Origin of the sequence: Pseudomonas entomophila L48 (assembly GCF_000026105.1) — a bacterium.
Taxonomy (GTDB): Bacteria; Pseudomonadota; Gammaproteobacteria; order Pseudomonadales; family Pseudomonadaceae; genus Aquipseudomonas; species Aquipseudomonas entomophila.
This window is the reverse complement of record NC_008027.1, coordinates 1,834,692-1,856,410: the sequence shown is the minus strand read 5'-3', so window position 1 is coordinate 1,856,410 and position 21,719 is coordinate 1,834,692. Positions and strand designations below refer to the sequence as shown.

13 protein-coding genes and 1 other RNA gene are annotated in these 21,719 nt (G+C 63.8%); 5 read left to right on the top strand and 9 right to left on the bottom strand.

Annotation, left to right across the window (positions count from 1 at the left end):
* Window positions 1-63: 63 nt before the first annotated feature.
* From PSEEN_RS08255 to PSEEN_RS08235, 6 genes are all read right to left on the bottom strand, one after another.
* A complete protein-coding gene (locus PSEEN_RS08255) occupies window positions 64-831 on the bottom strand; it encodes a hypothetical protein (RefSeq protein WP_011533023.1) in 768 nt (255 codons plus the stop codon).
* A 503-nt stretch (window positions 832-1,334) separates the two neighbouring features.
* Window positions 1,335-1,431, bottom strand: an RNA gene (gene ffs, locus PSEEN_RS26020) — signal recognition particle sRNA small type.
* A gap of 243 nt (window positions 1,432-1,674) precedes the next feature.
* Entirely contained in the window at window positions 1,675-4,029 is a 2,355-nt protein-coding gene (gene ligA, locus PSEEN_RS08250; RefSeq protein WP_011533022.1) for an NAD-dependent DNA ligase LigA, read from the bottom strand.
* Window positions 4,030-4,129: 100 nt separating this feature from the next.
* Window positions 4,130-5,014, bottom strand: coding sequence for a cell division protein ZipA (gene zipA, locus PSEEN_RS08245; RefSeq protein WP_011533021.1), 885 nt, complete (start codon window positions 5,012-5,014; stop codon window positions 4,130-4,132).
* 205 nt (window positions 5,015-5,219) lie between these two features.
* Window positions 5,220-8,708, bottom strand: coding sequence for a chromosome segregation protein SMC (gene smc, locus PSEEN_RS08240; protein ID WP_011533020.1), 3,489 nt, complete (start codon window positions 8,706-8,708; stop codon window positions 5,220-5,222).
* A gap of 3 nt (window positions 8,709-8,711) precedes the next feature.
* Complete coding sequence (locus PSEEN_RS08235) at window positions 8,712-9,371, bottom strand: GntR family transcriptional regulator (protein WP_011533019.1); 660 nt, start codon at window positions 9,369-9,371, stop codon at window positions 8,712-8,714.
* Between the two features lie 271 nt (window positions 9,372-9,642).
* On the opposite strand from PSEEN_RS08235, the gene xdhA reads away from it, so the two are divergent.
* The 4 genes from xdhA to guaD all read left to right on the top strand — a co-directional run bounded on the left by xdhA (window position 9,643) and on the right by guaD (window position 15,781).
* Window positions 9,643-11,097 (top strand): xanthine dehydrogenase small subunit, encoded by a 1,455-nt coding sequence (xdhA, locus tag PSEEN_RS08230; protein ID WP_011533018.1) that lies wholly within the window; start codon window positions 9,643-9,645, stop codon window positions 11,095-11,097.
* Window positions 11,090-13,489: a xanthine dehydrogenase molybdopterin binding subunit gene (gene xdhB / locus PSEEN_RS08225; RefSeq protein WP_011533017.1), complete on the top strand. Its 2,400-nt coding sequence runs from the start codon at window positions 11,090-11,092 to the stop codon at window positions 13,487-13,489. Before xdhA ends, xdhB begins: the two co-directional genes overlap by 8 nt.
* Window positions 13,490-13,619: 130 nt before the next feature.
* Window positions 13,620-14,465, top strand: coding sequence for a xanthine dehydrogenase accessory protein XdhC (gene xdhC / locus PSEEN_RS08220; protein WP_011533016.1), 846 nt, complete (start codon window positions 13,620-13,622; stop codon window positions 14,463-14,465).
* Between the two features lie 11 nt (window positions 14,466-14,476).
* Entirely contained in the window at window positions 14,477-15,781 is a 1,305-nt protein-coding gene (gene guaD, locus PSEEN_RS08215) for a guanine deaminase (protein WP_011533015.1), read from the top strand.
* Here the strand turns inward: guaD and aqpZ are convergent.
* Both aqpZ and PSEEN_RS08205 read right to left on the bottom strand, forming a co-directional pair.
* Window positions 15,778-16,476, bottom strand: coding sequence for an aquaporin Z (gene aqpZ, locus PSEEN_RS08210; protein WP_011533014.1), 699 nt, complete (start codon window positions 16,474-16,476; stop codon window positions 15,778-15,780). The two genes, guaD and aqpZ, sit on opposite strands and share 4 nt — an antisense overlap.
* Before the next feature lie 217 nt (window positions 16,477-16,693).
* Complete coding sequence (locus PSEEN_RS08205; RefSeq protein WP_011533013.1) at window positions 16,694-17,452, bottom strand: GntR family transcriptional regulator; 759 nt, start codon at window positions 17,450-17,452, stop codon at window positions 16,694-16,696.
* Between the two features lie 356 nt (window positions 17,453-17,808).
* On the opposite strand from PSEEN_RS08205, the gene PSEEN_RS08200 reads away from it, so the two are divergent.
* Complete coding sequence (locus PSEEN_RS08200) at window positions 17,809-19,158, top strand: NCS2 family permease (protein ID WP_011533012.1); 1,350 nt, start codon at window positions 17,809-17,811, stop codon at window positions 19,156-19,158.
* Between the two features lie 144 nt (window positions 19,159-19,302).
* On the opposite strand, the gene PSEEN_RS08195 is transcribed toward PSEEN_RS08200, so the two are convergent.
* Window positions 19,303-21,699 (bottom strand): sensor domain-containing diguanylate cyclase, encoded by a 2,397-nt coding sequence (locus PSEEN_RS08195; protein ID WP_011533011.1) that lies wholly within the window; start codon window positions 21,697-21,699, stop codon window positions 19,303-19,305.
* Window positions 21,700-21,719 lie beyond the last annotated feature (20 nt).

The window sequence follows — 21,719 nt, the reverse complement described above, 5'->3', positions numbered from 1 at the left end:
AGAACCATCCCCCCAATAGAAACGGGCCACGGCGTCGAGATAGAACCCGTACTAAAAACCTCTTTAAGCAACATGGCGATAAATCCTTACAAGATCAACCGTCGCCTCAAAGAGCTTGGGAAATACAGCACTATCTAACTTTAGAGCTTTTCGAGGATCATCTTGATTCTCGACCAATACGCCAAGCGAATCCAAGTATTCGTTTCGCTTAGCCTTATCCAGAGCATTGCTCTCAGCCACCATCACTTGTTCGATACGATCAACGCTGAATTTTTCAATAAAAAACTGATCTATGAGGTCAGAGCACTTTTGCGCTGTCATCGGCTTTTTCGCAACATCATCAGCCTGCTCAAAAAACTTAGTTGCAAGAACGTCATATTGCTTATTAGAAACAGCGCATATTTTCTGATTAGGATTCAGCTTTCTCAACGAAGACAATAGTTTAAGCCCACCCTCCTCCGGATCATCCTTAACGATGCCTTTGATATCCAGAAATATTACATCATAGGTTGCCAAAATTGCGACATCTGACAAGCTAACCTGCTTATAAGTACTGATCTGATAACCCGCTTTCTTTAATTCAGTAATTGGGAAATCCGAGATCTCATCATCAACAAATGCAACCCTACCAAGAGCCTTGGCATCAATTTTATTTGGGCTTTTAGAAATTTTCTCTACTACTTCAGGCAAGGACATCCTTGTAGCCTTCTTGGATGAAATCCACTTAAGAAGTGCAATTACCACACCAGTCACAGGCACAGCTATTCCGAAGAAATTTGCCAACCCACTTGCGCTTTCAAACCAAGACACGACCCCTGAAATATATTCCATTATCTCACTCTCTTAATTTTTTATAATCACGGCAAACAAATTCTAGCTCAACTCCAACGGTAAGCACCCTACATCACACCCCACCCCACTAAAAAATATTAATGCGAGTCTTCAGCAGCTTTTCTTAATAAACACTCAATGGAGCAGAATCTAATTCATCCACTCCATTCAAGCGGATTTAGCATTCACTCAGCACCAGCCCGAGAAGCTCCAACAATTCCTATGCACTGGCCATACGGGCAAAATGCCATGGCACGCATGTGCATTCAAGCACCATTTCATCAGCACTTGGTGTTGTAGCGTTCACACGTACGTACCCCAAAGACCGGAGCGCCTCATAGGAGCGACAGCTGGATCGTCTGTAGGAAAATTTGCTAAAAAAATTGGGGGCGATAGGATATGCGTCTGAGTGCGTCACCTTGACGTACCTAAACGCTGTCACACTTCAAGATTTTTTGAGAGAGAAATCCTTGAGAATTCAAGGACTTGCAGAATGGAGGCGGCCCCACCAGCCACACCCCGGCACTCGATGTTCCCGCTATGGCTGCTCCCTTCCGGGCCTGACCAGGTTAACGGGTAATCAATGCGGGGGGACCGATGGGGCCACCACGACGTCTCGCCATGTGACGAGCCGCGCCATTGTACAGCGCCCGGGAGAAGTTACAACCTTTGAGCGAGAAAAAACCATCATTTCTCAAGGACTTGTGGCCATGACGCGATAGCGGCATCGACCCGAACCTTGTAGGAGCGGCTTCAGCCGCGAAACAGGCAACGCGCAGCCTGGCACCCGCGTCGCGGGTGATCGCGGCTGAAGCCGCTCCTACACCTGTCGGCAGGTCAGGGTCAGAGGGTGATGCCCTGCTCGGCCATGAAGGCCACGAACTGCTCCTCGTCCAGCACCTTGACCCCCAGCTCGTTGGCCTTGGCCAGCTTGGAACCGGCGCCCGGCCCGGCGACCACGCAGTGGGTTTTGCCCGACACCGACCCGGCCACCTTGGCGCCCAGGCGTTCCAGCTGCTCCTTGGCGACATCACGACTCATCCGCTCCAGGGTCCCGGTCAGCACCCAGGTCTGGCCGGCCAGGGGCAGGCCTTCGGCAGACCTCTTCTCGCAGGACCAGTGCATGCCGAAGTCCAGCAACTGGGCCTCGATAGCACGGGCCAGCAACTGGTTGGCCTCGTCCCTGAAGAACTCGCGCACGCCTTCGGCCTGCTTGGTGTTCAGGGCCTGGCGCAGGTCGATGCCGTCAGCGGCGATGATCTTGTCCAGGGTGCCCAACTTGTCCACCAGCTTTTCCGCGCCGGTCGGACCAACCGAGGGAATGTCGAGCTTGGCCAGCATGCCGGCGAGCGTGGTGCTGGCGGCGAACTCGGCGCCCAGTTCACCCTCCTCCTGCAACTGCATGCCACTGGCCAGCAGTTGCGCGATGACCTCGCGGTTGTGCGTGTCCTCGAAGAAGTTGTGGATCTCGTGGGCAACCTCCAGACCGATATCCGGCAGGTAGGTGAGCACTTGCGGCAGCGCCACCTGCACCCGCGCCAGGCTGCCCAGCGAGCGGGCCAGCACCTTGGCGGTTTCCTCGCCCACATCGGGAATGCCCAGGGCGTAGATGAAGCGCGCCAGGCTCGGGCGCTTGCTGGCTTCGATGGCCTCCAGCAGCTTGCGGCTGGACACCTCGGCGAAACCTTCGAGCACGACCACCTGCTCGAATTCGAGCTTGTAAAGATCAGCTGGCGAACGGATCAGGCCTTCATCGACCAACTGTTCGACACTCTTCTCGCCCAGCCCGTCGATGTCCATGGCGCGACGCGACACATAATGAATGATCGCCTGCTTGAGCTGAGCGGCGCAGCTCAGGCGACCGACACAGCGATACACAGCGCCCTCGCTGATGGTTTCCTTGCCCTTGCTACGCTTGACCAGCTGCGTGCGCTCGACCTGCGAGCCACATACCGGGCATTCGGTGGGCACTTCTACCGGGCGGGCGTTTTCCGGACGGCGGTCGAGCACCACCTGCATCACTTGCGGAATCACATCGCCGGCGCGGCGGATGATCACCGTATCACCGATGCGCAAACCCAGACGTGCGATCTCATCCATGTTGTGCAAGGTGGCGTTGGAGACCATCACACCCGCCACCTTGACCGGCTTGAGACGCGCCACGGGCGTGACCGCGCCGGTGCGCCCGACCTGGAACTCGACGTCGAGCACTTCGGTGAGTTCTTCCATCGCCGGGAACTTGTGGGCGATCGCCCAGCGGGGCTCGCGGGCACGGAAGCCCAGCTCGCGCTGGGACGCCAGGCTGTTGACCTTGAACACCACGCCGTCGATCTCGTAGGGCAGGTCGTTGCGGCGCGCCCCGATGTCACGGTAGTACGCCAGGCATTCTTCGATACCGGCAGCGTGCCTGAGCTCGCGACTGATCGGCAGGCCCCAGGTCTTGAGCTTTTCAAGGATGCCGATATGACTGTCACCGAACGGCTCGGACACCTGGCCCACGCCATAACAGCAGAACTCCAGCGGACGGCTGGCGGTAATCTTCGAGTCCAGCTGGCGCAGGCTGCCGGCCGCGGCATTGCGCGGGTTGGCAAAGGTCTTGCCGCCGGCTTCGGCCTGGGCCGCGTTGAGCCGGTCGAATCCGGCCTTGCTCATGTACACCTCGCCACGCACTTCCAGCACCGCGGGCCAACCCTCCCCCTGCAGCTTGAGCGGGATGTTGCGCACGGTACGCACATTGGTGCTGATGTCCTCGCCGGTGGTGCCATCACCCCGCGTGGCACCTTGGACCAGCTGGCCATCACGGTACAGCAGGCTGACCGCCAGGCCATCAAGCTTGGGCTCGCAGCTGTAGTCCACCGCAGCCTGCGCGGCGAACAGGTCGCCGCCCGGCAGGTCCAGGCCCTCGACCACACGGCGGTCGAAATCGCGCAGGTCATCCTCCTCGAAGGCGTTGCCCAGGCTGAGCATCGGTACCTCATGGCGGACCTGGCTGAATGCCGCCAGTGCCGCGCCACCAACCCGCTGGGTCGGCGAGTCGGCGGTCACCAGTTGCGGGTGCTCGGCCTCAAGCGCCTTGAGTTCGTTGAACAGGCGATCGTACTCGGCGTCGGGCACGCTGGGCTCGTCAAGCACGTAGTAGCGATAGTTATGCTGGTCGAGTTCGGCGCGCAATGCATGGATTCGGGATTCGGCGTTCATTCTTCGTCTTCTCTTGCAAAGCAAAAGAGCAGCCCCAGGCTGCTCTTTTGCTTGAATCATCGCGGCGTGGGCCGAGGCAAGGCCCACCCGCTCGGTAACATCAGCGTTTCTGCGTGAGCGCGCGGCGCTCGAACTCGACGATACGCTGGCGGTAGTGCTCGATGGTCTGGGCAGTCAGCACGCTGCGCTGGTCATCCTTGAGCTCGCCGTCGAGCTCGTGGGCGAGCTTGCGGGCAGCGGCGACCATCACGTCGAAGGCCTGCTTCGGGTGACGCGGCCCGGGCAGGCCCAGGAAGAAGCTCACCGCACGGGTGCTGAAGTGGTCGATGTCGTCCAGGTCGAACACACCCGGCTTGACCGCGTTGGCCATGGAGAACAGCACCTCGCCGTGGCCGGCCATGCTTTCGTGACGGTGGAAGATGTCCATCTCGCCGAAACGCAGGCCGCTTTCCAGAATGTTCTGCAGCAGCGCCGGGCCCTTGAAGCCGCCTTCGTCACGGGAGATGACGCTGATCACCAGCACTTCCTCGGCCGGTGGCAGCTCCTTGACCGGCGTGCTGGGCGTGGCGGCGGCGCCATGGCGATTGTTGTCAGCGACAAAATCGTCCTTGTCGTCGGCGAACAAGTCCGGTTCACGGGCTTCGGCAGCCAGGTTCAGGTCGCCCTGCTGCGGCTCGCTGTGATTACGCTTGCCGCGCTTGGAGGCCTTGGCCGGCTTGGGATCGCGCTCACGCTCACGCGCAGGCGCGCTGACCGACGGCAGGTCGGACTCGTCCAGCTCAGGTTCTTTATGCGTTTCCAGCACGCGCGAAGGGCCAAGCACCTCGGCGCCGCCTTCGTCGTCCGGCGCGTTCGCGTAGCTACGGTCCAGACGGAATTTCAGCTTGCCCTTGCCGCCGCGCATGCGCCGCCAGCCGTCGAAAAGAATACCGGCGATGACAATGATGCCGATGAGGATCAGCCACTCGCGCAGACCGATTTCCATGTAATCCCGTGCCTCTATAAAAAATATGCTTGAAAACAAAGGCTTCAAAGGCCTTTAACACGTGGCGCCAACTCTATGTTCTGACAGGCGTTTTACCCACGCAAAAAACAAGTGACATTAAGCTAGCACGACCAAAGGCAACTTTACACCGTCTGTCGCACCTGCTGGGGCTTTTGCCTACAGGTTCGCACCCCATCTTCGCTCATCAGGCGTCGACCATGGCCATCGCCTCCTCCACATCGACGGCGACCAGGCGTGAACAGCCCGGTTCGTGCATGGTCACCCCCATCAATTGATCGGCCATTTCCATGGCGATCTTGTTATGGGTGATGTAGATGAACTGCACGCTTTCGCTCATTTCCTTCACCAGGCGCGCGTAGCGCCCCACGTTGGCATCGTCCAGCGGCGCGTCGACCTCGTCGAGCATGCAGAACGGTGCCGGGTTCAACTTGAAGATGGCGAACACCAGCGCGAGGGCGGTCAACGCTTTCTCGCCGCCGGACAGCAGATGGATGGTGCTGTTCTTCTTGCCCGGCGGGCGCGCCATGATCGTCACCCCTGTATCGAGTAGATCTTCGCCCGTCAGTTCCAGATAAGCGCTGCCGCCACCGAAAACTTTTGGGAAAAGTGCCTGCAATCCGGCATTTATCTGATCAAAGGTATCCTTGAAGCGGTTGCGGGTTTCCTTGTCGATCTTGCGGATGACGTTTTCCAGGGTTTCCAGCGCCTCGACCAGGTCGGCGTCCTGGGCATCCAGGTAACGCTTGCGTTCGGACTGCTGTTCATACTCCTCGATGGCCGCCAGGTTGATCGCCCCGAGGCGCTGAATGCGCGCCTCGACCTGCTCGAGTTCCTGCTCGGTGCCCTGCTCGCTAGCCTGGGCATCAAGCGTCGCGAGCACGCCCTGAAGATCGTAGCCGTCGCTCAGCAATTGTTCCTGCAAGGTCTTGCGGCGCACATCCAGCCCTTGTGACTCCAGGCGCTGCTGCTCCAGCTGGCCGCGCAGCAGCTGGGCCTGTTGTTCGGCCTGGGTGCGGCGCCGTTCGGCGTCGCGCAGCTCGCGGTCGGCCTCGTCCATGTGCAGGCGGGCCTGACGCATTTCCTCGTCGACGCTCATGCGCCGCTCGAGCAATTCCTCGAGTTTCAGGCGCAGTTCTTCCTGGGGTGCCTCGCCCTCTTCCAGGTTCAGGTTCAACTGCTCCTGGCGCTCGCTCAGGCGCGCGGCCTGTTGCTCAAGGCGTTCCAGCGCCTGGCGGGTGGAATCGTGCTGGGCCCGCAGGGAACCCATGCGCACGGCCAGTTGGTGGGCGTGGTCCTTGTGCTGGCGGGCTTCCTGGCGAACGCGGTCGAGGCCCTCGCGCAGGGTGTCGCGGCGCGCCATCAACTGCTCGCGCAGCTCGGTGTCCTGGGCCATCAGGTCCAGGGACTCTTGCAGCAGCAACCGCGCCTCGCCCAGCTGCTCATGCTCGATGGCACGCTGTTCCTGCACCTCGGCCAGCTCTTCCTGCAACCTGCGCAGGCGCAGCTCCAGCTGTTCGGCTCGGGCACGGCCGGCGGACAGCCGAGCCTTGAGCTCGCCATGCTGGCGGCTTTCGTCCTGGCTGCGACGGCGCAATTGCTCGCGCTGCTCTTCGTGGTCGAGTTGCTGCTCACGCAGGCGCTGCAACTGTTCGTCCAGCTGTTCGAGCAGCGCCTCCTGCTCCAGTTGTTCCTGGCCAAGGCGTTCGATTTCCTGGCCACGGGCCAGCACGCCACCCTGGGCTTCACCGCCGCGGCTGATACGCAGGAAATGGCGCCCAACCCAATAGCCATCGCGGCTGACCAGGCTCTGGCCATCACCCAGCGAGGCCCGCAAGGCCAACGCCTGCTCCAGGTTTTCCACCGGCCTGACCTGGCCGAGCCAGGGCGACAGGTCGGTGCGCCCCTCGACTTTGTCCAGCAGGCTGCCCGGGATCCGCGTGCCATCGCCCGCGCCCAGCAGCAGGCGCAATTCACCCTGTTCCAAGGTGGTGAAGTCGAGGTTGTCGAAGTCGTCGAGCAGCACGGCCTGCAGGTCGGCGCCCAGCACCGTTTCCACCGCCAGCTCCCAGCCAGGCTCGACCCGCAGGCCTTCCGCCAGCCGGGGGCGCTGCTCCAACCCTTGCCCGCGCAACCAGTCGGCGGCATCGGCACCAGGCTCCAGTGCGGCCTGTTGCAGCGCTTCCAGGGAAGCCAGGCGGCCACCCAGGCGCTGCAGGTCACCCTGCTGTTGTTGCTGGGCCTGGCTGGCCTGCTGCAGCTGCTCGCGCAGCGCGTCGAGCTGCTCGACCACCTGGCGCTCCTGAAGCTGCAGCTCTTCGAGCAGCAGTTCGCTGCCGGCCACCTGTTCGGTGAGGTCGGCCATCTCAACATCCTGCGGGTCGGCGCCCAGCTGGTCACGCTCCTCGCCCAGCTTGCGCTGGCGCTCGGCCAGGCGCTCCAGGCTGGATTCGAGCTGCGCCAGGCGCGCCTGCTGTACTTCGGCCTGGCGACGCGGCTCGGCGGAGCGGGTATTGAAGCTGTCCCACTGCTCCTGCCAGCCGTGCATGCCCAGCTCGGCTTCCTCGAGCGTGGCGGCGGCCTCTTCAGCCGCGGCCAGGGTGAGCTCCTGCTCCGGCTCGAGCATCGCCAGCTCTTCACCGAGGGTGGCCAGCAGCGTGCGGTCGTGGCCCAGGTGCGACTCGGTCTCCAGGCGGGTGCGCTCGGCTTCCTTCAGGTCGTCCTGCAGCTGGCGCAGGCGTTGCTGCCCGTGCTGGATGCTCTGCTCGACCCGGGCGATGTCGCCGGCCACCGAATAGAAGCGGCCTTGCACCTGGTTGAAGCGTTCGGACAGCTCATGGTGGCCATCGCGCAGGCGCTCGATGCTGGCATCGGCATTGCGCTGCTCGGCCACCAGCGCCTCGAAGGCAATCTCCTGGTCGCCGATGACCGTCTCGCGCTGGCGCACGCGCTCATCCAGGTCACGCCAGCGCAGCGCAGACAAGCAAGCCTTGAGCTGGCGCTCCTGGGCCTTGTACTCGCGGTACTTCTCGGCGGCCTGGGCCTGGCGGTGCAGGCGTTCAAGCTGGCGTTCCAGCTCTTCGCGCAGGTCGGTCAGGCGTGCCAGGTTCTCTTGTGTACGGCGGATGCGGTTCTCGGTCTCGCGGCGGCGCTCCTTGTACTTGGAGATGCCCGCCGCTTCCTCGATGAAGTTGCGCAGCTCCTCGGGCTTGGCTTCGATCAGCTTGCTGATCATGCCCTGCTCGATGATCGAGTAGCTGCGTGGCCCCAGGCCGGTGCCGAGGAAGATGTCGGTGATATCGCGGCGCCGGCATTTGGCGCCGTTTAGGAAATAGGTGTTCTGCCCGTCGCGGGTCACCTTGCGACGGATGGAAATCTCGGCGTAGGCGGCATACTCGCCCACCAGCGTGTTGTCGCTGTTGTCGAACACCAGTTCGATGCTGGCCTGGCTGACCGGCTTGCGGCTGGTGGAGCCATTGAAGATGACGTCGGTCATCGACTCGCCACGCAGGTTCTTCGCCGAACTCTCGCCCATCACCCAGCGCACCGCGTCGATGATGTTCGACTTGCCACAACCGTTGGGGCCGACCACGGCCGCCATGTTGCTGGGGAAGTTGACCGTGGTCGGGTCGACGAACGACTTGAACCCGGCCAGGCGAATGCACTTCAGGCGCATCGGTCAGGTCCGCGCCAGCGCCGCCAGCACCAGCTCGCAACTGCGCTGGCAATACGCGGTAAGCACCTCGCGGATGCGCGGCAGGTCGCGGGCGATCACGGCACCGAGCAGGCTGGCGAACAGGTCGAGGTAGTCGACCATGTTGGCCTGGCGCTGGTCGAGGGCGAGATAGTAGGCGCGGCTCATGGCCGGCTGCAGGTTCTCGACGGTCTCCTGCAGGTAGGGGTTGTTGGCGAACGGATAGGCGGCGCGCATCACCGCGAAACTGTCGGCGACGAACGATTTGATGTCCCGACCGGCGTGGGCCTGCTGCAGGCGCTGCTGGATGTCCAGGAACGGGCGCAGGTCGCTTTCGGTGCGCCAATGCTGGGCAACGGCGTTGCCCAGCAAAATGTAGAACTCGCCCATCAGCTCGCACAGGCTGCGCACGCTGTTCTCGTCCAGTTCGGTCACATGGGCGCCACGGCGCGGCAGGATCGCCACCAGGTGGCGACGCTCCAATATCAGCAGCGCCTCACGCACCGAGCCACGGCTGACATTCAACGCCTGGGTGACTTTCAGCTCCTGGATGCGTTCGCCGGGCGCGAGTTCGCCGCGGATGATCCGCTCGGCCAGGTAGTGGGCAATTTGCTCGGAGAGGCTGTCCGGCGCCTTGAACGTCATGGTTTTCCTTCGCAATCTGGATAGCTGTGCACAAGGGCGCGATTGTAGCGCACTTGCCGGGCCTGCGCGCAGCGGAACATGGGGCTTTGTGCGACTTGTCGGTCAGCCGTTGTCGTCGGCGCGAACTATGCTTGGGGAAAGGCTCATAGAGGTCGTTCGGCGTTGCGCGAGCAAAATCTTGACCCAAAGGTCAGAAAATTATTGACCACAAGGTCAGGCGTTGCTTAGAGTCCGCCCGAACAACAATAAAATCATTGCGAGGCCCTCCCCCGTGATCCAGTTTCTCGTCAACCAGGAGCTGCACAGCGAGCACGCCCTGGACCCGAACATGACGGTGCTGCAATACCTGCGCGAGCACCTGGGCAAGCCCGGCACCAAGGAAGGCTGCGCCAGCGGCGACTGCGGCGCCTGCACCGTGGTCGTGGGCGAACTCGTCCAGGACCCGCAGGGCGGCGACAGCATCCGTTACCGCAGCCTCAACTCGTGCCTGACGTTCGTCTCCTCCCTGCACGGCAAGCAATTGATCAGCGTCGAGGGCCTCAAGCACCAGGGCGAGTTGCACAGCGTGCAGAAAGCCATGGCCGATTGCCATGGCTCGCAGTGCGGCTTCTGCACCCCCGGCTTCGTCATGTCGCTGTTCGCCCTGCAAAAGAACAGCGAAGGCCACGACCTGCACCAGGCCCAGGAAGCCCTGGCTGGCAACCTGTGCCGCTGCACCGGCTACCGGCCGATCCTCGCCGCCGCCGAGCAGAGCTGCGCCCAACCCTGCCGCGACCAGTTCGATGCGCAACAGGCGCAGACCATCGCCCGCCTCAAGGCCATCGCCCCGCAACAGACCGGCGAGCTCAACAGCGGCGACAAGCGCTGCCTGGTTCCGCTGACCGTGGCCGACCTGGCCGATCTCTACAGCTCGCACCCCGAGGCGCGCCTGCTGGCCGGCGGCACCGACCTGGCGCTGGAGGTCACCCAGTTCCACCGCGCCCTGCCGGTGATGATCTACGTCGGCCACGTCGCCGAGCTCAAACGCATCGACAAGACCGCCACCCACCTGGAGATCGGCGCCGCCACCCCGTTGACCGACTGCTACACCGCGCTCAACGAGGAATACCCCGACTTCGGCGACCTGCTGCACCGCTTCGCCTCGCTGCAGATCCGCAACCAGGGCACCCTGGGCGGCAACATCGGCAACGCCTCGCCGATCGGCGACTCGCCACCCCTGCTGATCGCCCTGGATGCGCAGATCGTCCTGCGCCAGGGCGAGCGCCAGCGCACCCTGGCCCTGGAAGACTACTTCATCGACTACCGCATCACCGCGCGCCAGGACAGCGAGTTCATCGAGAAGATCATCGTGCCGCGCGCCAGCAACGACTGGACGTTCCGCGCCTATAAAGTATCGAAACGCCTGGACGACGATATTTCCGCGGTCTGCGCGGCGTTCAACCTGAGCATCGAGAACGGCGTGGTCAGTGGCGTGCGCATCGCCTTCGGCGGCATGGCGGCGATCTCCAAGCGCGCCCGTGCCTGCGAAGCCGCCCTGCGCGGCAAACCGTGGAACCAGGCCAGCGTCGAACGCGCCTGCCAGGCCCTGGCCGAGGACTTCACCCCGCTCAGCGACTTCCGCGCCAGCCGCGAGTACCGCCTGCTGACCGCGCAGAACCTGCTGCGCAAGTACTTCATCGAACTGCAATCGCCGCACATCGAAACCCGGGTGACCGCCTATGTCTAACCATCACGCCGTCAAGAGCCAGGCCGAGATGGCCGCACTGTTCAGCCAGGACCTGACCACCGGGGTCGGTCGCAGCCTCAAGCACGACAGCGCCGACAAGCACGTGGCGGGCGAAGCGGTGTACATCGACGACCGCCTGGAATTCCCCAACCAGTTGCACGTCTACGCGCGCACCGCGGACCGCGCCCACGCGCGCATCCTGCGCATCGACACCACACCCTGCTACCAGTTCGAGGGGGTGCGCATCGCCATCACCCACGAAGACATCCCTGGGCTGAAGGACATTGGCCCGGTGGTCGCCGGCGACCCGCTGCTGGCCATCGACAAGGTCGAGTTCTTCGGCCAGCCGGTGCTCGCCGTGGCCGCCCGCGACCTGGAAACCGCCCGCCGCGCGGCGATGGCGGCGATTGTCGAGTACGAAGACCTGGAACCGGTGCTGGACGTGGTCGAGGCGCTGCGCAAGAAGCACTTCGTGCTCGACAGCCACACCCACCAGCGCGGTGATTCGGCTGCGGCCCTGGCCAGCGCGCCGCACCGCATCCAGGGCAGCCTGCACATCGGTGGCCAGGAACACTTCTACCTGGAAACCCAGATCAGCTCGGTGATGCCCAGCGAAGATGGCGGCATGATCGTCTACTGCTCCACGCAGAACCCCACCGAGGTGCAGAAGCTGGTCGCCGAAGTGCTCGACGTACCGATGCACAAGATCGTCGTCGACATGCGCCGCATGGGCGGCGGCTTCGGTGGCAAGGAAACCCAGGCCGCCAGCCCCGCCTGCCTGTGCGCGGTGATCGCGCGCCTGACCGGCCAGCCGACCAAGATGCGCCTGCCCCGCGTCGAAGACATGATGATGACCGGCAAGCGCCACCCGTTCTACGTGGAGTACGACGTCGGCTTCGACGACACTGGCCGCCTGCACGGGATCAACTTCGACCTGGCCGGCAACTGCGGCTATTCACCGGACCTGTCCGGGTCGATCGTCGACCGCGCCATGTTCCACTCCGACAACGCCTACTACCTGGGCGACGCCACGGTGCATGGCCACCGCTGCAAGACCAACACCGCCTCCAACACCGCCTACCGCGGCTTCGGTGGCCCGCAGGGAATGGTCGCCATCGAGCAGGTGATGGACCATATCGCCCGCCACCTGGCCCTCGACCCGCTGGCCGTGCGCAAGGCCAACTACTACGGCAAGACCGAGCGTAACGTCACCCATTACTACCAGACCGTCGAGCACAACATGCTCGAGGAGATGACCGCCGAGATCGAGGCCAGCAGCGACTACCACGAGCGCCGCGAATCGATCCGCCGTTTCAACGCCAATAGCCCGGTGCTGAAGAAAGGCCTGGCGCTGACCCCGGTCAAGTTCGGTATCTCGTTCACCGCCACCTTCCTCAACCAGGCAGGTGCGTTGATCCACATCTACACCGACGGCAGCATCCACCTCAACCACGGTGGCACCGAGATGGGCCAGGGCCTGAATACCAAGGTCGCGCAGGTGGTGGCGCAGGTGTTCCAGGTCGATTTCAACCGTATCCAGATCACCGCCACCAACACCGACAAGGTACCCAACACTTCGCCGACCGCCGCCTCCAGCGGCGCCGACCTGAACGGCAAGGCCGCGCAGAACGCCGCCGAGATCCTGAAGAAGCGCCTGACCGAGTTCGCCGCGCGGCACTACAACGTGACCGAGGAAGACGTCGAGTTCCGCAACGGCCATGTGCGCGTGCGCGACCAGATCGTCAGCTTCGAGCAACTGGTGCAACAGGCCTACTTCGCCCAGGTATCGCTGTCGACCACCGGTTTCTACCGCACGCCGAAGATCTTCTACGACCGTTCCCAGGCCCGTGGCCGGCCGTTCTATTACTTCGCCTTCGGCGCCGCTTGCGTGGAAGTGATCGTCGACACTTTGACCGGCGAGTACAAAATGCTGCGCGCCGACATCCTGCACGACGTCGGCGACTCGCTGAACCCGGCCATCGACATCGGCCAGGTGGAAGGCGGCTTCGTCCAGGGCATGGGTTGGCTGACCACCGAAGAGCTGGTGTGGAACAACAAGGGCAAGCTGATGACCAACGGCCCGGCCAGCTACAAGATCCCGGCCATCGCCGACATGCCGGTGGACATGCGCGTGAAGCTGGTGGAGAACCGCAAGAACCCCGAGGACACGGTGTTCCACTCCAAGGCCGTGGGCGAACCGCCGTTCATGCTGGGGATCGCCGCCTGGTGCGCGATCAAGGATGCCGTGGCGAGCATCGCCGACTACCGCGTGCAGCCGGACATCGACGCGCCGTCGACGCCGGAGCGGGTACTGTGGGGTTGCGAGCAGATGCGCAAGGCGGTGGCCGCGGCGCAGCCTGCCGAGCAAGAACTGGAACCCGTGACGCACTGACAACGCCGCCACCTGTAGGAGCGGCTTCAGCCGCGAAGCCGACACCGTGGAGCCTGGCAGCCGCTTCGCGGCTGATCGCGGGTAAACCCGCTCCTACAGGGACCGAGTCGTTTGAAAGAGGATTTGGATCATGCACCAATGGATCAACGCCCTCGCCGACCATCAAGCCCGCGGCGAGCCCTGCGTCCTGGTGACCATCATCGAGGAACGCGGCTCCACGCCGCGCAACGCCGGCTCGAAGATGGTGGTCAGCGCCAGTAGCCTGTACGACACCATCGGCGGTGGCCACCTGGAATTCAAGGCGCTGCACATCGCCCGGCAGATGCTCGAGGAACACCGCAGCACGCCGCACCTGGAGCGTTTCAGCCTGGGCGCCAGCCTCGGCCAATGCTGCGGCGGTGCCACCGTGCTGCTGTTCGAACCCATGACCGGCGTGCAAGCGCAGATCGCGGTATTCGGCGCGGGTCATGTCGGCCGGGCTCTGGTACCCTTGCTCGCCGCGCTGCCCTGCCGGGTGCGCTGGATCGATTCGCGCGAGCAGGAATTCCCCGAGCAGATCCCCAACGGGGTGAGCAAGCGGGTCAGCGAAGACCCGGTCGACGAGGTCGCGGACCTGCCCGCCGGCAGCTACTGCATCGTCATGACCCACAACCACCAGCTCGACCTGGAACTGACCGCCGCCATTCTCAAACGCAATGATTTCACCTGGTTCGGCCTGATCGGTTCGAAGACCAAGCGGGTCAAGTTCGAACACCGCCTGCGCGAGCGCGGTTTCGACGACGCGCTGCTGGCGCGGATGCGCTGCCCGATGGGCCTGGCCGAAGTGAAAGGCAAGCTGCCGATCGAGATCGCCGTGTCCATCGCCGCCGAAATCATTGCCACCTACAACGCCTGTTTCGGCCAGCACGACGCTGCCGTGAACGCAGGCCCGATCGCCCAATTGCTGCCGCCCTCCCGGCGCAGCCAGACCCACTGACGAGCGTACCCATGACCGCAACACGCAAAGCCTACCGCGCCGCCATCCTGCACAGCATCGCCGACCCGGCCGAAGTCGGCCTGGAGGCCTCCCAGGAGTACTACGAGGACGGCCTGCTGGTAGTCGACAACGGCCGCATCAAGGCCCTCGGCCACGCCTGCGACCTGCTGCCGACCCTGGATGACGCCATCGAGGTGGTGCACTACCCGGACACCCTGATCACTCCGGGCTTCATCGACACCCACATCCACTTCCCGCAGACCGGCATGATCGGTTCCTATGGCGAACAACTGCTGGATTGGCTGAACACCTACACCTTCCCCTGCGAAAAGCAGTTCGCCGACAAGGCACACGCCGATGAAGTGGCGAAAATTTTCCTGAAGGAGCTGCTGCGCAACGGCACCACCACCGCCCTGGTGTTTGGCAGCGTGCACCCCGAGTCGGTAAACGCCCTGTTCGAGGAAGCCGAGCGCCTGGACCTGCGCCTGATCGCCGGCAAAGTGATGATGGACCGCAACGCCCCTGACTACCTGACCGACACGGCCGAATCCGGCTACACCGAGAGCAAGGCACTGATCGAGCGCTGGCACGGCAAGGGCCGTCTGCACTACGCGGTCACGCCGCGCTTCGCGCCCACCAGCACCCCGGAACAACTGGCCCTGGCCGGCCAGCTGCTCAAGGAACACCCAGGCGTGTACATGCACACCCACCTGTCCGAGAACCTCAAGGAAATCGAGTGGGTCAAGGCGCTGTTCCCCGAGCAGAATGGCTACCTGGATGTGTACGACCACTTCGAGCTGCTTGGCGAGCGCTCGGTGTTCGCCCACGGCGTGCACCTGTGCGACGACGAGTGCAAGCGCCTGGCCGAAACCGGCTCGGCCATAGCCTTCTGCCCGACCTCCAACCTGTTCCTGGGCAGCGGCCTGTTCAACCTGCCCCAGGCCGAGCGTTTCAAGGTCAATGTAGGCCTGGGCACCGACGTGGGCGCCGGCACCAGCTTCTCGCTGCTCAACACCCTGAACGAGGCCTACAAGGTGATGCAGCTGCAAGGCGCGCGCCTGCACCCGTTCAAGTCGCTGTACCTGGCCACCCTCGGCGGCGCCCGCGCCCTGCGCCTGGACGACCGCATCGGCAGCCTGCGCCCAGGCAACGATGCCGACTTCGTGGTGCTCGACTACAAGGCCACGCCGCTGCTGGACTACCGTATCCAGCAGTCCAACAGCATCGAGGAAACCCTGTTCGTGCTCACCACCTTGGGTGACGATCGTACCGTGCGTGAAACCTACGCCGCCGGCCGCTGCGTGCACCAGCGCTAAGGTTGCTTGGCCAGGCCCCGGTACAGCGCGCCGCCAATCGCCGCCCCGATCAGCGGCGCCACCCAGAACAGCCACAGCTGCTGCAGTGCCCAGCCACCGACGAACAACGCCGGCCCCGTGCTACGCGCGGGGTTGACTGAGGTGTTGGTCACCGGAATCGAGATCAGGTGGATCAGGGTCAGGGCCAGGCCGATGGCGATCGGCGCGAAACCGGCCGGCGCACGGGCGTCGGTGGCGCCCATGATCACCACCAGGAACATCGCCGTCATCACCACTTCGCTGACGAAGCCCGCCGCCAGCGTGTAACCGCCAGGCGAATGCTCGGCGTAGCCATTGGACGCCAACCCGTTCGACAGTTCGAAGCCCGCCTTGCCGCTGGCAATGAAGTAGATCACTGCCGCCGCGATGATCGCGCCGATTACCTGGGCGATCACGTAGGGCAGCAGTTCTTTTGCCGGGAACCGCCCACCCACCACCAGTCCGAACGACACGGCGGGGTTGAGGTGGCAACCGGAGATATGGCCGATGGCGAAGGCCATGGTCAGGACCGTCAGGCCGAACGCGAAGGCGACGCCGAGGACACCAATGCCGACAGGTGAGCTGGCGGCCAGTACCGCGCTGCCGCAACCACCCAGCACCAGCCAGAAAGTGCCGACCAGTTCGGCACCCATGCGCACACCGAGGGACGTAGTCATGAACCCTTCCTCACGTAGTTGAACGCAACCGCTGCGCAAGCCCAACTACATTTTTAAGGGGTCTGCAACTAGTAAATTTATCAGGTATCCGGCCGAAGGCCAGTCATGACAAGGGCCGCTGCGCAGCCCATCGCCGGTACGCCGCCCCCTGTAGGAGCCGGCTTGCCGGCGATGGGCTGCGAAGCGGCCCCAATGGCTTGCCTACCCAGGCAAACGATCAACCCTTGGCCGAAGCCTTGGGCTTTTTCTGCAGCAGGTGCGAGAACACCGCGTGGAGGTCGTCCGAGGCGCTTTCCTCGTCGAGGTTGAGCTTGCTGTCGATGTGGTCCATGTGATGCATCATCAGGCTCACCGCCTGCTCCGCGTCACGGGCCTCGATCGCGTCGATCAGTTGCATGTGTTCGTCGTAGGAGCAGTGCGAGCGGTTGCCGCTTTCGTACTGGGCGATGATCAGCGAGGTTTGCGACACCAGGCTGCGCTGGAAGCTCACCAGCGGCGCATTGCCGGCCGCCTCGGCCAGCTTGAGGTGGAATTCACCGGAGAGGCGGATGCCCGCGCCACGGTCGCCCCGGGAGAAGCTGTCGCGCTCCTCGCGGACCATCTGGCGCAGTTCGTTGAGCTGCTCGACGGTGGCGTGCTGTACCGCCAGTTCGGTGATGGCGCGCTCGACCATGCGCCTGGAGAAGAACACCTGGCGCGCCTCCTCGACCGTCGGGCTGGCCACCACCGCGCCGCGGTTGGGCCGCAGCAGCACCACGCTCTCGTGGGCCAGGCGCGACAAGGCACGACGGATGATGGTGCGGCTGACACCGAAGATTTCGCCCAGCGCTTCCTCGCTCAACTTGGTGCCCGGCGCGAGGCGTTGCTCGAGGATCGCCTCGAAGATGTGCGCGTAGACGATGTCGTCCTGGGTACCACTGCGGCCGGCCTTGCCAGTGCGCGCAGGTTTTTTCAGAGGTTGCAGCTGTTCGTTCATGGGCTCTCGAGCACGAAGGATCTGCCTGTAGGACCGTGACTGTAGTACCTGTCAGCGGGTGGGGCGAGTCCGGGAAAAGGATGAAGGACCAAGGTATGGCGCCATTGTACACAGGCTGACCCGTTTCTGCAGGTGGCCTACTCCCTATATAGCCGTTGTACGCGTGTTTGTGAGCACAGAAGATAAAACATTATTTGCATTCTTTGTACACAAAAGCATAATCCTGCGAGCAACTTCCTGACCCAGAAGTCAACAAAATGGTCGGACGTCTGCCACACCCTCCCTCGCGAAGCCCCCAAGTGCATCGGCTCAGGACCAGGCTTCGAACAACAAGAAAGACTTGAGGAGTACTCGCTGTGGAAAGCCGCAAATCCGAAGCCCCTACGCTGGATCTCGCCCCACCGCTCGAAACGAGCTGGCTGGAGCGGATTTTCAAACTCAAGCGACATGGCACTACCGTCAGGACCGAACTGATTGCCGGGGTGACCACCTTCATCACCATGGCCTACATCATCTTCGTCAACCCCAACATCATGGCCGACGCTGGCATCGATCATGGCGCGGCCTTCGTCGCCACCTGCATCGCCGCCGCGCTGGGCTGCCTGCTGATGGGCCTGTACGCCAACTGGCCGGTCGGCCTGGCGCCGGGCATGGGGCTCAACGCGTTCTTCACCTATACCGTGGTCGGCACCATGGGCTACACCTGGCAGGCCGCGCTGGGCGCGGTGTTCATCTCGGGTGTGCTGTTCATGTTCCTGACCTTGTCGCGGGTGCGCGAATGGCTGCTCAACAGCATTCCGGTCAGCCTGCGCCACGCCATGGGCGCCGGTGTGGGCCTGTTCCTCGGGCTGATCGGCCTGAAGACTGCCGGTATCGTGGTCGACAGCCCGGCCACCCTGATCAAGCTTGGCTCGCTGCATGAGCCTGGCCCGCTGCTGGCGGCGATCTGCTTCCTGATGATCGCCGTGCTCAGCTACCACCGGGTGTTCGGGGCCATCCTCATCAGCATCATCAGCGTCACCCTGGCCGGCTGGGGCCTGGGCCTGGTGCAGTATGGCGGAGTGTTCTCGCTGCCACCGAGCCTGGCGCCGACCTGGATGGCCATGGACGTCGCGGGGGTATTCAACGTCAGCATGATCAGCGTGGTGCTGGCGTTCCTGTTCGTGCACATGTTCGATACCGCTGGCACGCTGATGGGCGTGGCCCAGCGGGCCGGGCTGGTGGCGCCTGACGGGCGTATCGAAAACCTGTCGCGGGCCTTGAAGGCCGACAGTGCCTCCAGCGTGTTTGGCGCGGCGGTGGGCGTGCCTCCGGTGACCAGCTACGTGGAGAGTGCCGCAGGCGTGGCGGCCGGTGGCCGCACGGGCCTCACCGCCGTGGTGGTCGGCCTGCTGTTCGTCGCCGCGATGTTCTTCGCGCCGCTGGCGGGGATGATCCCGGCCTATGCGACGGCCGGGGCGCTGATCTACGTGGCGATGCTGATGATGGGCAGCATGGCGCATATCAACTGGGACGAGGCCACCGACAGCATTCCGGCGATCGTCACGGTGATCATGATGCCGCTGACGTTCTCCGTGGCGGACGGGATTGCCCTGGGCTTCATCAGCTATGTGGCGTTGAAGGCGGGGACCGGCAAGTTCAAGGAGATTTCCGCGAGCCTGTGGGTGCTGTGCGTGATCTTCATTGCCAAGTTCGTGTTTCTTTGAGATGAGGCCTGGGTTGTTGCAGCGCCTGTGAGATCGAGCACCGCCTGCGCGGTGCATCGCGGATAAATCCGCTCCTACAGGCCTGTAGGAGCGGATTCATCCGCGATGCGCCGCACGAGCGGCGCCTGGCCGCCAGCAATTATCTCACCCCAACTCCGCCTCCACCCGATCCCTGCCCCCCTGCTTCGCCGCATACACCCCCGCATCCGCCCGCAGCAACAACGCATCCGCCCCCTCCCCAGGCCGCCACCCCGCAACGCCAAAGCTCGCTGTCACCCGCCCCACTCCCTCGACGGGCACACTGCGCACCCCCTGCCACAGCTCCAGCGCCAGCAGCCGCGCCTGTTCGGCATCGTTCCCCGGGCACAACACCATGAACTCCTCGCCACCCAGCCGACAGAACACATCGGTACGCCGCAACCGCTGGCCGATGCGCTGGCACAGGCTGCGCAACACCCGGTCACCCACCGCATGCCCGAACTCATCGTTGATCCGTTTGAAGTGGTCGATGTCGAGCATGATCACCGCCAGCCCCTGCCCATCCCGCTGGGCGCGGTCCAGCTCGATGCGCAGGCGCTCCTGGAAATACCGCCGGTTATGGATCCCCGTCAGTGAATCGGTGATCGACAATGCGCGCAGCTCTTCTTCCACCCGCTTGAGATCGGAAATGTCCGTCAGGTAGCCGTGCCACAATGTACAGCCGTGGTCACCGATCTCCGGCGTCGCCTCCCCCCGGACCCAGCGCAACCCCGCCCGCGGCAGGCACACCCGATACTCCTCGCGCCAGGGTGTGAGGTGCTCGGCCGAATACAGCACCGAGCGCCGCACCTGGTCCAGGTCGTCGGGGTGAATGCGCTCGAACACCGCGCTGGCGTCCCGGCGCAACTCGGCCAGATCGACTTCGTAGATGTCCTGCAAGCCCGCGCTGGCATAGGGGAAACACGAATGGCCGTCGGCATCCAGGCGATACTGATAGATACCCCCCGGTACCTCGGCGCTGAGCTTTTCCAGCAACCGGTCACGGACCTCCAGCGCCTCATGGACCCGCCGCCGTTCGGTGACATCGATGCAGATCGCCAGGTAACCGACCCACAGCCCCTGCTCATCAAGCACGGCAGTCACCAGCATGTTGGCCAGCAAATGACTGCCATCCTTGCGCACCAGCGTCCACTCGACCGGCTCGCCTCCCGCTTCCTGCACGGTTTCGGCGAACATCGCCTGGCCCGCGCCGACCTCGCGGCCATAGCGCACGCTCAATGCGTGGGCGCGGCGGTGCAGCTCCTCAGGCTGGACCAGGTCCTCGAGGGTCAGGTGCCCCAGCGCCTCATCGGCCGAGTAACCCAGCATGCGCTCGGCACCGGCATTGAAGGTGCCGATCACCCCGCGCAGGCTGGTGGCGATGATCGCCACTTGGGTCGCGGCATCCAACACACTGCGCAGCTGGTTGTGGGTTTCCCTGAGCGACTGCTCGCTGACCCGCAGCTCGGCGGTGCGCCGGGCGACCAACCCCAGGGCACGTTGGCGCTGGCTGAACAGGCTGAACAGCAACGTCGCCAGCAACACGCTGAGCAGGCCACCCAACAGGCTGACCACCAGGACGGCAGAGGAGCGGTTGGCAACCAGAAAGCCCAGGCTCGGCCGGATATCGAGCTGGTACTGATGATCGGCCAGACGCAACAGGAAGCTGCTGGCCAGCCCGATCTGCGCGGGCCGGTTGCCCGAATCGAACAGCACTTCATGACTATCTTCAGTCGACAGGTCGAGGATACGCACCACCAGGCTGTCATCGACGGCCGTCGGCAGGCTTTCGACGATCAACTGGTGCAGGCTCAGCAAGGCCATGACATAACCGGTGGGCGGGCCATCCAGCGGCACCGCATCGCCGAACACCGGCGCAACCATCAGCAGGCCACGGGTGTAGGCAGGCTCCACGCTCAGCATGTCCAGCGGCTCGGACACCGCCATGCTTCCCGGGCGCGAGGCCCGGGCCAGGGTGGCCTCGCGCTGGGGCTGGCCGCGCAGGTCGAAGCCATAGGGTTGATCCTGCTGGCTCGCGGCCTGGGTATACAGCACGGGGTAGTAGAACGCGCGCGGCGGCGCATCCTGCCAGCCCCCCAGGGCATCCCGGTCACGGATGCGATAGGGTTGCGCCAGCAAGGTGCCAGCCTGTTGCTCGAACGCTTCACGCTGGTCGGCCGCCACTCGGGGCGCCCAGGAGTAGGCCTGGGTGCGGTGCAGCAGTGGCCGGGCATAGCCATCAAATTCGCGGGGGGTGATTTCTCGGGAGTAGCCGACAAAACGGCGCAACCCATCCAGGCGTCGCTCCTGCTCGTCGAAACGCTCGGCGATGCGGCTATGGCGCTCGCTGGCCAGCAGTTCGAAGCGCTGGCGCAGTTGCTGCTTGTAGAAGGCATGGGTGGCGGTGGCCAGCGCGGCCGTGAGCAGGCAGCCAACGGCCAACGCCGCCAGGGCAACGCCCCAGGCGGACAGCTCGTCGCCGAGCCGGCCGGACAGCTTCGCAGGCACGCTTGGGTTCGACATGGATAACTCTCGTCAACGTC